Below are 13,909 nucleotides of genomic sequence, written 5' to 3'. Positions count from 1 at the left end.
GTATCGCGTCTCATATATGACGTACGAAGTACGACGCGATGAAGCTAGAGCCACGCGGAATGTTTCGTCAACGCTTCCGACCGAAGAACTTCTGCGCCCCGGGTGTCACTTGACGACGCCGGTGGGCGTGCTGCCCGTCGGGGCGGGCCCCGTCGGCGAAGCCGGTCTCTCCCGTGCGGTGCCGGCCCGGCCCGCCCGGCCTCCGCCGCTGGGACGTGCGCGACCCCTATGCGCGGAACTGTGCCGTAACGTCACGGGTTTCGCCGGGAATCGACGAGGTAAACGCCCTTTGAATACCCAAGCCCCGGCGTCGTTCGACGGAAACGAGACGACGTGGGGAAAAGGGATTGCATTCGATTTCAGGGCGGTCCTGGAACCGACTACCCAGGAGAACTTCATGACTTTTCTGGACGGTGACCGCAGCGCTCCTCAGGAGCCCGCCGCACCCCTCGTATCCGCGCCGGTCCCTGACCCGAAACCGACCATGCTCGAATCCATGGGAGGCCCGGCGGGATTCGTCTACTCCACCATCCCGGTCGTCGTCTTCGTGGTGGGAAATTCCCTGGGGACCACAGCGGTGGCCATCTCCGTGGCGATGGCCACCGGCGTGGTGCTCACCGTGGTGCGCCTGCTGCGCGGCGAGCGCTTCGCCTCGGCGGTCGGCGGGCTCGTCGGCGTGGCGTTCGCCGCGGGCATCGTCGCGCTGACCGGGTCGGCCAAGGACTTCTTCCTGCTCGGGATCTGGGCGGCCCTCGCCGGATTCATCGCCGCTTTCGGCTCGCTTCTGGTCCGTCGGCCGCTGACCGGCGCCGCCTGGAACCTCCTCCACGGCGGCAAGCACGCCTGGCGGGAGGACGCGGTGGTGCTGCGGGCGCACGACATCGCCACCCTGGCCGCGGCGATCGTGTTCGGTGGCCGATTCGTCGTCAAGCAGTGGCTCTACGTCCACGACTTCACCGGCTGGCTGGCGTTCGCGAAGGTCGCCATGGGCACCCCACTGACGATTGTGGCCGCGCTTGTCGCCGCCTGGGCTTTCCGGCGGAGCTCCCAACGGCTGATCCGTGAACCCTGACCGGCCCAAGCACACGGCGACATCATTCGGAAAGGGCGGGAAAGTGACGACCAGTATCAGCCGGGGAACGGCATTGCGCGCGCTCGGCGCATTCGAGAAGACCATCGATCTCTACATGCAGAGAAACCCTGTCCAGTTCTCCCTGGTGGCCCACATCGACCGTCAGGTATCGGCGGCGACGCTGGCACGGGCGCTGGCGCGCCTCCAGGAGCGGCATCCCCTGCTCGCGGCCTCGGTCGACCGCAGCGAGGTGGAAACCCTGTACCGCTCGGCGGAGGACGCCGTCGACGTCACGACACGTGCCGCGGGCACCCCGTGGCAGGCGGTCGTGGCCACCGAACAGACCCGCCCCATTCCGCCGGAACCGGGCCCCCTGTTGCGAGCCGTCCTGATCCCCGGAGACACGAACTGCTCCGTCGTGCTGACCTTCGCCCATCAGATCACCGACGGAGTCGGCGGCCTGCACGTGCTGCTGGACCTGATCGCGGCTCTCGACGGCGGCGAACCCGAAAGGGCCGGCGGCGTCCCGCGGGCCCAGGAGGACCTCCTCGCCGGCCTCGACGTACGGACGGACACCGGCGACGCCGCGGCTCCCGTGGTCTCGCCGGCGGAGGACGAGCGTATGAGCGCACCCGGAGAGCTCGTCCCGTTCTCCGCGCTGCTGCCGCACGTGTCCGCCCTGGCCCTGGACCGTGAACTGACCACGAGGCTCGTCGGCCGCTGCCGTACGGAGGGCATGTCGGTGCACGCGGCCCTCTGCTCGGCCGCCTCCACGGTGTTCCACCGGCGGGGCCGCGACTTCGTGCGGGTGCTGAGTCCGGTGGACCTGCGCCGCGCGGCCGGTCTGCCCGACGATGTCGCCAACCGCTTCGCGGGCGCTCGGACGGCGAGTGAGGCGACGCATGCGGACGACTTCTGGGCCCTCGCCCGGCGACACCATGCGTCGCTCGCGCGGCAACGCGCACCGCACGCGCTCCGGGCCGGTTCCGCGGCTCTCTCCGAGAACCCACCGCAGACCCCCGAGGACGCCGAGGCGATGATGGCCGCGGTCACTGCGGCCGATATCCAGATCACCAACCTCGGTGCGGCGGAAGCGCACGGACCGATCCCGCCTTCCGTCACGGCTCTCTGGGGCCCCGCGCAGATCACCCAGGTACGAGGGGAGCACGTCCTCGGCGTCGTCACCGTCGGCGGGCGCCTGCGGATGACCGAACTCACCCACGACCCCGTGGCCGGCCTTCTCCCGGAGATGGCCGCTGTTCTCGCCCAGGCATGCGCGGCCTTTGACCCGGACGCCGGCCCCACGTGACGGTTCCCGCCCACGCGGCGGGCCCGCCGGGAGCCGGCCCGCCGCGCACGACCGCACGCTCTTCCCCATCGCCCACCCCTCCACGAGGAGCGACGTTGCCCTACCTGCCCACCCGACTCCGCCCGGCGATGACCGCGGTGGCCGTGCCGCTGCTGCTTCTGGCCGGAGCCTGCAGCCCGAGCACATCCGACACCTCGCAGTCGGCGAAAGCCTCGACGAAACCACCCGGCGGGCTGGCCCGCTTCTACGACCAGGACCTCGCGTTCGGCTCGTGCAAGGGGTACGGCACCACCCCGGCGGACGAAAAGGCCTTCGCCGACCCCGGCCTTCAGTGCGCCCGGCTGGATGTGCCGCTGGACTACAGCGAACCCGCCGGCAGGAAGGGGCAGATCGCGGTGCTCCGGGTTCCCGCACGCGGCCAGTCGAAGGGGCCCTTGCTCCTCAACTCGGGCGGCCCCGGCGGCACCGGCCAGAACTTCGCGGCGCAGACCGGCACGGCGCTGGCGAAGAGCCCCGTGACCGAGAGCTTCGACCTCGTGGGATTCGACCCCCGCGGCGTCGGAGCGTCCAAACCGGCGATCAGCTGCTTCAGCGAGGAGGACTACCTCGCCGGTGACGTACGGACCGAACTCGTGCTCACGGCCGGTCGCTTCACCGAGGAGGACACCGAGCGACTCGTCGACAAGTGCGCGCGAGGCTCCGGCGGTGTACAGAACCTGGGCAGCGTCAGCACCCGCGACACGGTCCGCGACATGGACATCCTGCGGTCCGCCCTCGGCGGGAAGAAGCTGAACTTCCTGGGCCAGAGCTATGGAACCCGTATCGGAGCGCTGTACGCCGAGCAGTACCCCGGCAACGTACGCAGCATGGTCCTCGACGGCGCCGTCGACCCCCACCTCGGCAGCGAACGGCGACTGTCCCAGTACAGCGGCTTCCAACGCTCCTTCGACAAGATGGCCGAGGCCTGCGCCGCCGGCAAGGACTGCCCCCTGGGCACCGATCCGAAGCAAGCGACCGAGAAGTTCCAGAAGATCGCCCGTCCGCTGCTCGAAAAGCCGCTCACCTACGGGCAGGGGATGCGGTTCACGTACAACGACCTCATGGACGCCGTGATCTCCGGCCTCTACTACCAAGCGGTCTGGCCGAAGATCACCAAGGGCATCGCCGAGGTGCGGTCGGGCAACCCTGAACAACTCCTGGCCATCTCCGCGGCCTTCAGCGGGCGCGGCCCGGACGGGAGCGGCAGCAACTTCGACGTGGCCAACTACGCCATCACCTGTATGGACGAGGCACGCATGACCCCCGAGCAGGCGGTCGAGATGCGCGGCAGGACCTACCGGGCGGCACCGTTCGTCGACCCGGGCACCGGCACCGAAGGGGCCAGGGACACCTGCGAGTTCTGGCCGGCCGAGCCGAAGACCACGTACCCCTTCCCCGACCGCGTCGACGGGCTGCCCGCCACCCTGACGATCTCGATCACCGGTGACCCGAGCACCCCGCATCAAGCCGGTGTCAATCTGGCCGAGACCCTCGACGGCAGCCTGCTCACCGTGAAGGGGGAGCAGCACACCATCGCCGCATCAGGGGTCAATGCCTGCGTCAACAAGGCCGTGGCCGACTATCTGATCCACCTGCGCACCCCGTCCGAAAGCACCACCTGCACCCTCTGAACACCCCACCGAAGCCCGCCGACGAGCGTCTGCGCCCGGTCCGTGTCCTTCTTCCCCCGCCGAACAGCGAGGGAAGAAGGACACTGCGGTTCCGGTGGGAGGGACACCTTCGCTTCCCGGCGCGACCTGGCCGTACGCTGCCGGGGCCAGGTGCGCCCATCCCGCACCCCCGCGCTTGACCATGCCGCTGCGGCATGGTTTCCACTGGACCCCTTCGGCGCGACCGCGCCGACAACACCGGCTGCCGAGGGAGAAACCCATCATGGCGTGGAGCACCCGCGAGATCGCGGAGCTCGCCGGCACCAGCCTGAGGACGGTGCGGCACTACCACGACATCGGGCTGCTCGATGAGCCGGAGCGGCGCTCCAACGGCTACAAGCAGTACGGCGTCGCCCACCTCGTCCGGCTGCTGCGGGTCAAACGCCTCACGGCCCTCGGATTCTCCCTGGCCCAGATCGCCGCCCTGCGCGACCACGAACACCCCCGGGACGCCCTCCAAGCCCTCGATGCCGAACTGGCCGCCACCATCGAACGCCTCCAACAGGCCCGCGTCGAGGTCGCGGCACTGCTGAAGAAGACCGCCGCCACCGATCTGCCTCTCCGGTTCGCAGAGGCGGACGAATCCGCCGAACTGCCCGACCCGGACCGCTCGTTCGTCACCGTCCTGGGCACGATCCTCGGCCCGAGCGGCCTGGACGCCTACGCGGACATGCTGCGCCAGGACCCCGACGCTGTCGCCCTGGAACTCGACGACCTCCCCGCCGACGCCGACGAACCGACGCGCCGGGACCTCGCGGAACGCCTCGTGCCCTATGTTCGCGCACTGCACGTGAAACACCCCGGACTGGACGACCTCTCCTCGGACGCCCCACGCGGCCCGGAGCACACCGCGCGGACCATCGGCAGAGCGATCACCGACCTCTACAACCCCGCCCAGGTCGACGTGATGCGCCGCCTCAGGACCCATCTCGCGCGGCCGGAGGGAAACACGACCGTCTGACCCGGCGGCCCCTTGTCCACCGGTCGGTGGACAACGGGTTCAGTCGGCGGGAGGTGTCGGGCGCCGCACCCCTGCGGCCAGGATTTCCGACATGAGACACCTACCTGTACGTATGGCCCGATGGAGCGCCCGGCACGCCGGGCGGGCGATCGCCGGCTGGTTCGCGTTCGTCGTCCTGTGCCTCGTCGCCGGCATCGCGCTGGGCACCAACGAGGCCACCACCAAGGACTTCTGGGTCGGCGAGGCGGGACGCGCCGAGGCGACGGCGACCGAGGGCGGACTGGAGCGTTCCCCCACCGAGCGGATCATGATCCGGGCCAGGTCGGGGGAGCTGGACATGGCAGCGGCCGGTGCGGCGGCCCGGGACGTGACCGTGCGGATGCGGTCCCTGCCCGAGGTGGAGAGCGTGGCCGCACCCGTCCGCTCGAAGGACGGCGAGGTCCTGCTCGTCTCGGTGGTCCTGAACGGCCCGGAGCTGGAAGGCAGGACGAACGTCGTGCCGCTCCTGGAGCAGACGGCGGCGGTGGGCGCCGACCACCCCGCCCTGGTGGTGGAGGAGACCGGATCCCCCGCCATCAGCAAGGGCGTCAACGACCAGCGCGATGAGGATCTCGCGCTCTCCGAACGCATCAGCCTGCCCGTCACCGTCATCACCCTGCTGATCGTGTTCGGCTCGGTGATCATGGCGGGTGTACCGCTCCTGCTGGCACTTTCCTCGATCGCCGCTGCGATCGGACTGTCCATGGTCGCTTCGCACGTCATGCCCGACGCGGGCGTCGGGACGAACCTCATCCTGCTCATAGGTCTGGCGGTCGGCGTCGACTACACGCTCTTCTACCTGAAGCGCGAGCGGGAGGAACGGGCGCGCGCCGACGGGCGGCTCGGCCCGGAGGCCCTCGTGGAGCTGGCAGCGGCGACAGCGGGCCGGGCCATCGTGGTCTCGGGTCTCGCGGTGATCGTCTCCACGGCCACCCTGTATCTGGCCACGGACGTCATCTTCTCCTCACTGGCGACGGGGACCATCCTCGTCGTGGCCGTCGCGGTGGCCAGCTCGCTCACCGTGCTTCCCGCGCTGCTGGTCGTCATCGGCCGCCGTGCCGACCGCCTCGCTCCCCGCAGGGCCGCCCGCCGGGCGGAGCGCGGCATGCCGGCCCGGGCCGGGAAGCCGGAGACGGGGCGGGTGTTCGCCGCTCTGCTGCGCCCGGCCCGGACCCGCCCCGCCCTCACCCTGTGTCTGTCGGTCCTCGTCATGCTCGGTCTGGCCGTGCCCGCGCTCGGCCTGAAACTGATCGACCCGGGCAGGGACACCTTCTCCCGCGACATCCCGGCCATGCGTGTCTACGACCGGTTGACCGAGAGCTTCCCCGAACTCCTCGTCACCCACGAGGTCGTCACCCGCTCCACGCCGGAACAGGCGGCGCGGGTGAAGCACGCGCTGGAGGATCTCGGCCGACGGGCCCAGGCCGACCCCCTTTTCGCGCAGGCCCCGAAGAACGCGAAGAACGCGAAGAACCCGGTGGACCCGGTGGACCCGGTGGACCCGGTGGACCCGAAGGACCTGACGAACCCGGCGGCGAATCCCGGATCCCCGGAGCACTTCCACCCGACGGTCCGCACGTCGGCCGACGGCCGGATCAGCGTGCTGGAACTCTCGGTCCCCCATCCCGCGCCCTCCGCCGAGGCGATCGCGTCGCTCACCCACCTCCGCGAGGACCACATCCCCGCGACCGTCGGCCGACTGTCCGGCGTGGAGACGGCGGTGAGCGGCGACGTCGCACGGGGCCGCGACTACGTGAGTCACGAGAGCGACAAGCTGCCGCTGGTCCTCGGCTTCCTGCTGCTGATGACCTTCCTGATGACCGTGTGGGCGTTCCGCTCCGTGGTGATCGGCGCGATCGGCGTCGTACTGAACCTGCTCTCCGCCGGTGCCTCGCTCGGCATGCTGGTCCTGGTCTTCCAGGGGACGTGGGCGGAGGGGCTGCTGGCCTTCGACTTCCTCGGGGCGATCGCGTCCAGGGTTCCGCTGTTCCTCGTGGTGATCCTCTTCGGCCTATCGATGGACTACCAGGTGTTCGTGGTCAGCCGGATCCAGGAGGCCAGGCAGAACGGCATGTCCGCCCGTGAGGCAGTGGTGGAGGGCATCAACCGGTCGGCCAAGGTGGTGACCAGCGCGGCGATCGTGATGGTGACGGTGTTCGGCGCGTTCGTGGCCCTGCACCTCACCGAGATGAAGCAGATGGGGTTCTGCCTGGCCGTGGCCGTCCTCCTGGACGCCGTGGTCATCCGGCTCATGGTCCTGCCGTCGGTGCTGTTGCTCCTCGGCGAGCGTGCCTGGTGGCCGGCCCGGCGCCCCGGCCGGGTCGGACGGACGCAGGAACCCGCCGCCGGGCCCCTGGCGGAAGTAGGCTGACGCGGTGAACCAACGGCCGCAGCCCGACACCGCGTTGACCGTACCCTCACTGCACCGGTGGAACGCCGTCTTCTGGGTGCTGCTGGGCGTGGTCCCGCCGGCCCTCGCGGTCGCCGACGCACCCGGGACGACGCGCTACCCGGTGCTGGGGCTGCTGGCCGCGCTCGCCCTCTCGTACGGCGCGGTGGGGCTGTTCCCCGGCAACCCCGCCCTGCGCCCCCGCCCCTACCTGTACGTACTCGTCGTGGGCCTCGGAGCCATGTCGTACCTGCTCGACGGCAGCGCGGCGCTCTTCGTGGTGACACTGCCGCACTTCTGGATCTACACCACGAGCGCGCGCGCCGCGATCGCACTCAGCGGCGTCGCCGCGGCGGGGGTTGTCGCCGGCAACGTCGTACGGCAGGGCTGGGACGGAGAGTTCTTCACCGGCAACGTGATCTCCACGCTCATCGGGTACGCGGCCGGCGTGCTCATCGGTCTGGGGGTGCGCCACATCACCGAGGACGCCGACGAGCGAGCCCGTCGGCTGAGCGCCGAACTGGAGGAAGCACGGCTCCGGCTCATCGAGGCACACCACCGCCAGGGAGCGGCGGACGAGCGCGAACGTCTCGCGCGGGAGATCCACGACACGCTCGCCCAGGGATTCGCGTCCATCATCGTGCTCGCGGAGGCGGCCAGATCCGGTCTGGCCACCGACCCGGGCAGGAGCGGGAAGCACCTGCTCGCGATCGAGAACACCGCGCGCGAGAACCTCGCCGAGGCGCGCGTCCTCGTCGGCTCGGCCCCGGCGAGCGGTGTCGCCGCCGGCTCGGTGGCGGACACCCTGCGACGGACCCTGGACCGGTTCGCCGAGGACACCGGGACCGGTGTCACCTCCGAACTGCCGGACGTCACCTGCGACCAGCAGACCCGCATCGCTCTCCTGCGCTGCACCCAGGAGTCCCTCGCCAACATACGCAAGCACGCGGCGGCCTCCACCGTGGAGGTGGTCCTCACCGCGCAGCCGTACGGGATCGAGCTGGAGATCACCGACGACGGCGCGGGCTTCGTGACGGAGGACTCCCATGGCTTCGGGCTGCACGGAATGCGCAAGCGCCTGGCCGAGCTCGGCGGCGAGCTCACCGTCACCAGCTCGCTCGGCGACGGCACCCGCGTCCTGGCCATGATTCCCACCGATGGGCAGGGCTGAGATGTCACACGGGCCGACAGCGGAGAAGAAGCTCCGGATCCTCGTGGCGGACGACCACACGGTGATGCGTGCCGGGGTCGTCGCCCTGCTGGCGAACGAACCCACCATCGAGATCGTCGGCGAGGCCGAAGACGGGCGGGCGGCCGTCGGTCTCGTCGAACAGCTGGAGCCGGACGTGGTGCTGATGGACCTGCGGATGCCCGTCCTCGACGGGACGAGCGCCACGACGGAGGTCGTCGCCGGGCCCGCCCGGACCCGTGTGCTGATCCTGACCACGTACGAGACCGACGCCGAGATCGAGCGCGCCGTCGAGGCAGGCGCCATCGGCTACCTGCTGAAGGACGCCACCCGCGAGCAGCTGGTGGAGGCCGTCCACGCCGCGTCCCGCGGCGAGACCGTGCTGGCTCCGCGCGTCGCGGCGCGGCTGGTGGCCCGGATGCGACGGCCGACGCCGGTGACGCTGACGCCCCGGGAGGTGGATGTGCTGGGCGCGGTGGCGGACGGGCTGTCCAACGGGGAGATCGGCCGCCGGCTGGTCATCGCGGAGGCGACCGTGAAAACGCATCTGCTGAGGGTCTTCGCCAAACTCGACGTCGCCGACCGTACGCACGCGGTGGTCAAGGCACTGGAGCTCGGTCTGCTCGCAGGCCCCCGGGGGAGAGCGGAAGGCGCCTGACCTCCTTCCCGGCCGGTGCCTGCCCCCGCTCCTGGCGGGTCATCCGCGCGGGCGCGCGCCGGGGCGGTCCTCGCGGTAGAGGCCGCTGGCGAGGGCGATCGCGGTGTGCGTGGCGGGGTGGGTGGTGTGGGCGCGCCAGATGAGGTGGACGGTGACCGGGCCGGCGCCCCGGAGAGGGCGGTAGGTGATGCCGTCACGACGGTACTGGGCGGCGGTGGCCCGAGGCGTGATCCCGACGCAGCGGCCGGTGGCGATGGCGGCCAGCCAGTCGTCGATGTCCTGGGTGAACTCGACCCTCGGCCGGTCCTGCTCCGGCCACAGATCCAGAGCGGTGGTGCCGGTGCGGTGGTCGATGGCCAGGGTACGGGTCGGGATCTCGTCCAGGCGGATACCGCGGCGGCGGGCCCATGGGTCGTCGGACGCCATGGCCACGTAGCGGGCCTCGGTGCCGATCCGGGCGTGGGACCACGGCTTGAGGTCGATCGGAGCACGGATGACGGCGAGGTCGCACAGCCCCTCGGCGAGGCCGCCGGTAGGGGTGTTGTGACGGATGAGGCGCAGGTCGGTCCCGGGGTGCTGTTCGTGCCAGCGGCGCTGGAACTCGGTGGTGTGCCGGCCGAAGGCGGACCAGGCGTGCCCGATGTGCAGGCGGGTGTGCCCGGTGGTGGCCTCGCGGACGAATTCCTCGGTGCCGGCGAGCACGATGCGGGCGCGGGCCAGCGCCCGAACTCCCGCGGCGGTGGGGGCGACGCTGCGACTGGTGCGGCTCAGCAGCCGTACCCCGAGGAGGCTTTCGAGGCCGGCGAGGGTCCGGGAGACGGCGGCCTGCGACATACCGAGTGCGTGGCCGGCGTCGGTGAAACTGCCGGTGTCCACGATGGCGACCAGACACCGGAGCTGCTTCAGCTCCAGCGCACCCGCTGTGCCTCCCGACCCATCCATACGCCCATCGTATAGATACGTGCGCGGATGCATTTTGCGCAGGGGCATGGCTCTCCCATCGTCGGTGGCATGAAAACCGATACCTCTCCGGCCTCGACGCCCCGCCCGACCGGAGCCGACGGGGCGGCGCCGCCACGGGGCGCGGGGCGGGGAGCCGGTGTGGCGCTGATGCTGGGCAGCGGCCTGTCCAACCAGACGGGCGCCTCCGTCGCGGCGCTCGCCTTCCCGGTGATCGGGCCCGCGGGGGTGGTGGCGGTACGCCAGTGGGTGGCCGCCGTCATCCTCGGCGCCGTCGGCCGGCCACGGCTGCGGCACTTCACCGCCGCGCAGTGGCGTCCCGTCCTGGGCCTCGCCCTGGTGTTCGCCGGGATGAACCTCTCCCTGTACATGGCGATCGACAGAATCGGCCTCGGGCTGGCCGTCACGCTGGAGTTCCTCGGCCCGCTGACCGTCGCCCTGGCCGGCTCCCGCCGCCGGATCGACCTGGCCGCCGCCGGAGCAGCCGCGGGCGCGGTGGCCGTTCTCATGCGCCCCACGCCCTCCACCGACTACCTGGGCATCGGCCTGGCCCTCCTGGCGGCGGCCTGCTGGGCCTGTTACATTCTGCTCAACCGGACGGTCGGAATCCGTCTCCCCGGCCTGGAGGGCTCGGCCGCCGCGGCGATCGTCTCCGCTGTGCTCTACCTGCCCGTCGGCGCCTGGGTGCTGTGGCATCACCCGCCCACGCCCACCGCACTGGGCTGCGCCCTCGTCGCCGGGGTGCTCTCCTCGGCGGTGCCGTTCCTGGCCGACCTGCTGGCGCTGCGCCGTGTCCCGGCGCACTTCTTCGGCGTGTTCATGAGCGTCAACCCGGTCTTCGCCGCCCTGGTCGGCCTCGTCGTTCTCGGGCAGCGGCTCGATGTCCCCGCCTGGCTGGCCATCGCGGTGATCGTCGCCGCGAACACCGCTGCCGTGTCCACCGCACGCCGGGGAACCCCATGAAGATCACGTCGACGTCCACCGCGCGTCCGGCCCGTACCTACCGCTGCGTGACGGTGGTGAGGAAGTCCAGGACGAGCGGGCTCGCGACGGCGCGGAACTCCTCGAAGTAGGCGTGCCGCGCTCCGGGGATCAGGTGCAGACGGGCGCCGGGGACACGTTCCGCGAGCAGGGCAGCGTTGGCGGCCGGGTTGAGCAGGTCATCGGTGCCGTGCACGACGAGAGTGGGCGCGCCGATAACCGGCAGCAGCTGCCACGCGTCGTGCTGGTTACTGGCCGCGAGATGGCGCCGTTGGGCGTGGGCGGGCATGCCGGGGTCACCGAGCGTCCGGTACGGTCCGGGGTTCGCCGCCAGCCAGGCAGGGGTGTACATCAGCTCCAGCAGGGCCCGCCGCGCCGCACCCGGTCGCGTCTGCACCAGGGACCTGCGCACGTCGTTGGTGCGTTCGACGGCGTGCGGGCCACCGGGCGATGTGCACCCGAGCACCAGGGCGCGTACACGTTCGGGATGGCGCGCCGCGAGCTGCTGGGCCACCCGCCCGCCCATGGACGTCCCGTAGACATCGGCCCGCTCGATACCGAGGGCGTCGAGCACCGCGATCACGTCCAGGGCGAACAGCTCGGTTTTGTAGGGCAGATCGGGCTTGTCGCTCTCCCCCGTGCCCCGGTAGTCGAACGTGATGGTGCTGCGGACGCCGTGGAAGTCGCCGCGCACCGAGTCCCACCAGTGGTGGTTGTTGGCCTGCCCCGCCAGGAGGAGCAGGGGAGCAGCCCGGTCGCCCTGGACCTGATAGGCGATACCGACCCCGTCGGGCGTCGTCGTGTGCGGCATACGCGTCCTCACTCCTCATAGGCCGGTGGCCGGGGGAGCACCGACCTGTTCGAGCGCGCCGGCCAGGTCGTAGTTGAACCAGCTCTCGGCGATCCGGCCCTGCTGGAACCGCAAGGTGACGTGACCGGTCGTCTCGAACGCTCTGCCGCTGGGCGGGTTCCCCCGGTAGTCACCGGTGTGGCGGCCGTGGATGACGAATCGGGAACAGACGAGATCACCTTCGGCCACCAAGCTCTGCGCGGTGTGGGTGACTTCGAAGGCCTCGCGGACCTCTCGGTACGAACGCCTGGCCTCCGCGAGGCCCACGGTCTCCTGCTCCATGTTGGGGTCGTGCTCGGCGTAGTCGGCTGTGCAGTGGTGTGCGTAGACGGACTCGCGGTCGTCTTCTGCTGACTCTTCCAGAAACCGGCGGGCAAGCGATTTGGTGTCCATGACCCCGTTCCTACCTCCCCTCACCGGTCCGGCCGTGCCTCTTCACCCTCTGCCCGGCGGGTTTCTGGGCTGCCCGGTCGAATCGGAGCGGAGCTCCGCGCAGGATGCCGGCCGCGCTGCGCCTGCTCCCTTCAGCGGCCTCTCGACGCCGCGCTGACGCGGGGCACCGATCAGCGTACCGACGGCGCACACCGCGGAACCGGGACGCACGACTATCGACTCCGTTCCCGGTCCTTCTCCGGCAGCAGCGCCAGCACCGCGACGACGGCTCGATGATCGGTGCCCGGCACGGTTCGCTCGCCCACCGAGACTCCTGCGAGACCCGGACCGTGCAGGACGTGATCCAGCTGGACCACGGGTGGGACGAGGGCACGGCCGACGGGCCACGTGGGCGCCCACCCGTGGCCGAGCTCGGCATGCGTGTCCGTGAGGCCGGCCGCGAGCAGGTCCCGCATCGGAGCATGGTCGAGGGAAGCGTTGAAATCACCCAGGAACACGGTGTCCGGGCCCGCGCGCCGTGCCAGAGAGGTGAGCGCGGCCATGTCCCGGGTCCACCGCTCCGGGCTCCCGAGGGGGTAGTAGGTGTGCACCGCCACGAACTGCACGCTACGTCCGCCGACCGTGACCTCGGCGACGGTCTGGGGCCAGGCGGTGTCGGCGTGCGTCGTACCGGCTTCGCCGAGCGGGAGCCGTGAGTAGACCGAGGAGTCGTACTCGGGGTGGAGTTCCTGATGCGGCAGCAACGCGCCCAGGCCCGCCCTGTCGAGGGCTTCCACGCCGCCCGGCGGCATCTGCTGCACCGCCAGAACGTCGATCCGCTCCGTACGGACCAGCCGCACCACGGCCTTGGCGTCGGCGGCGCCACCGTTGGTGTTGATGGTGGCCACACGCAGCTCGACCGCACCTTCGGGCACCTGCGGGCCATCGGAGAGGAACCGCGGGGCCAGCAAGACCGCGTGAGCCATCACCAGGACTGCGGTGCCGGCCAGGGCCCATCGGGACCGCAGCGCCGGAACAGCGGCCATCAGCAACAGCACCAGTACACCGATGACGGTCGTCCAGGGAAAGAGCACGATCGGCATCGCCAGCGGTGTTCCGGCGTCGAGTCCTGTCAGCCGGACGACGAGCAGAGCGGCGGGCGCGATGAGCGCGACCCCGCAGCCCAGCAGCCCCCATCGCCGTCCGCGACCACCGGCCCGCCGCCTTCTCTCAGCGGGCGGGGTTTCTGTAGCCGTGTGCGTCACTTGTTCCCATCCTGGAGTCGTGCCCGGTGGGCTGAAGGCGATGGCCGGATCCCGGACGGAGACGTCTGTGCATGCTGCGTGGTTCCGCCGGTTCCAGCGTGGTGCCGGCGAGACCGAGGGTCGGTGCGCGTTGGAATCGCCGGAGGAGAAGCCGG

General features: G+C 70.9%; 12 protein-coding genes. 8 read left to right on the top strand and 4 right to left on the bottom strand.

What is annotated here, in order from left to right:
- The first annotated feature begins 397 nt into the window (after window positions 1-397).
- The 7 genes from N7925_RS00350 (at window position 398) to N7925_RS00320 (ending at window position 9,326) form a co-directional block, all read left to right on the top strand.
- On the top strand, window positions 398-1,072 hold the full coding sequence (locus N7925_RS00350) for a DUF3159 domain-containing protein (RefSeq protein ID WP_265597465.1): 675 nt from the start codon (window positions 398-400) through the stop codon (window positions 1,070-1,072).
- A gap of 43 nt (window positions 1,073-1,115) precedes the next feature.
- Window positions 1,116-2,381: a phthiocerol/phthiodiolone dimycocerosyl transferase family protein gene (locus tag N7925_RS00345; protein WP_274342653.1), complete on the top strand. Its 1,266-nt coding sequence runs from the start codon at window positions 1,116-1,118 to the stop codon at window positions 2,379-2,381.
- Between the two features lie 95 nt (window positions 2,382-2,476).
- Entirely contained in the window at window positions 2,477-4,051 is a 1,575-nt protein-coding gene (locus N7925_RS00340; RefSeq protein ID WP_274342652.1) for an alpha/beta fold hydrolase, read from the top strand.
- A 262-nt stretch (window positions 4,052-4,313) separates the two neighbouring features.
- Window positions 4,314-5,051: a MerR family transcriptional regulator gene (locus N7925_RS00335; protein WP_274342651.1), complete on the top strand. Its 738-nt coding sequence runs from the start codon at window positions 4,314-4,316 to the stop codon at window positions 5,049-5,051.
- A gap of 91 nt (window positions 5,052-5,142) precedes the next feature.
- The gene (locus tag N7925_RS00330) at window positions 5,143-7,461 is read left to right on the top strand and encodes an MMPL family transporter (protein WP_274342650.1); all 2,319 of its coding nucleotides are present in this window, start codon (window positions 5,143-5,145) and stop codon (window positions 7,459-7,461) included.
- A gap of 4 nt (window positions 7,462-7,465) precedes the next feature.
- Complete coding sequence (locus N7925_RS00325) at window positions 7,466-8,650, top strand: sensor histidine kinase (protein WP_274342649.1); 1,185 nt, start codon at window positions 7,466-7,468, stop codon at window positions 8,648-8,650.
- A 1-nt stretch (window position 8,651) separates the two neighbouring features.
- A complete protein-coding gene (locus tag N7925_RS00320; protein WP_274346373.1) occupies window positions 8,652-9,326 on the top strand; it encodes a response regulator in 675 nt (224 codons plus the stop codon).
- 39 nt (window positions 9,327-9,365) lie between these two features.
- Here N7925_RS00320 and N7925_RS00315 read toward each other — a convergent pair whose 3' ends face one another.
- Window positions 9,366-10,268 (bottom strand): LysR family transcriptional regulator, encoded by a 903-nt coding sequence (locus N7925_RS00315; RefSeq protein ID WP_265597459.1) that lies wholly within the window; start codon window positions 10,266-10,268, stop codon window positions 9,366-9,368.
- Window positions 10,269-10,337: 69 nt separating this feature from the next.
- On the opposite strand from N7925_RS00315, the gene N7925_RS00310 reads away from it, so the two are divergent.
- Window positions 10,338-11,249: an EamA family transporter gene (locus N7925_RS00310; protein WP_331615087.1), complete on the top strand. Its 912-nt coding sequence runs from the start codon at window positions 10,338-10,340 to the stop codon at window positions 11,247-11,249.
- 37 nt (window positions 11,250-11,286) lie between these two features.
- On the opposite strand, the gene N7925_RS00305 is transcribed toward N7925_RS00310, so the two are convergent.
- From N7925_RS00305 to N7925_RS00295, 3 genes are all read right to left on the bottom strand, one after another.
- On the bottom strand, window positions 11,287-12,078 hold the full coding sequence (locus tag N7925_RS00305; protein WP_274342648.1) for an alpha/beta fold hydrolase: 792 nt from the start codon (window positions 12,076-12,078) through the stop codon (window positions 11,287-11,289).
- 15 nt (window positions 12,079-12,093) lie between these two features.
- Window positions 12,094-12,510 carry an ester cyclase gene (locus tag N7925_RS00300; protein ID WP_274342647.1) on the bottom strand — a complete coding sequence of 139 codons (417 nt, stop codon included), beginning with the start codon at window positions 12,508-12,510 and terminating at the stop codon, window positions 12,094-12,096.
- Between the two features lie 212 nt (window positions 12,511-12,722).
- Window positions 12,723-13,754 carry an endonuclease/exonuclease/phosphatase family protein gene (locus N7925_RS00295; RefSeq protein ID WP_274342646.1) on the bottom strand — a complete coding sequence of 344 codons (1,032 nt, stop codon included), beginning with the start codon at window positions 13,752-13,754 and terminating at the stop codon, window positions 12,723-12,725.
- Between the last annotated feature and the right edge of the window lie 155 nt (window positions 13,755-13,909).

It is taken from the genome of Streptomyces sp. CA-278952, from assembly GCF_028747205.1.
In the GTDB taxonomy this organism is placed as follows: Bacteria; Actinomycetota; Actinomycetes; order Streptomycetales; family Streptomycetaceae; genus Streptomyces.
This window is presented reverse-complemented; position numbering and strand designations above follow the sequence as displayed.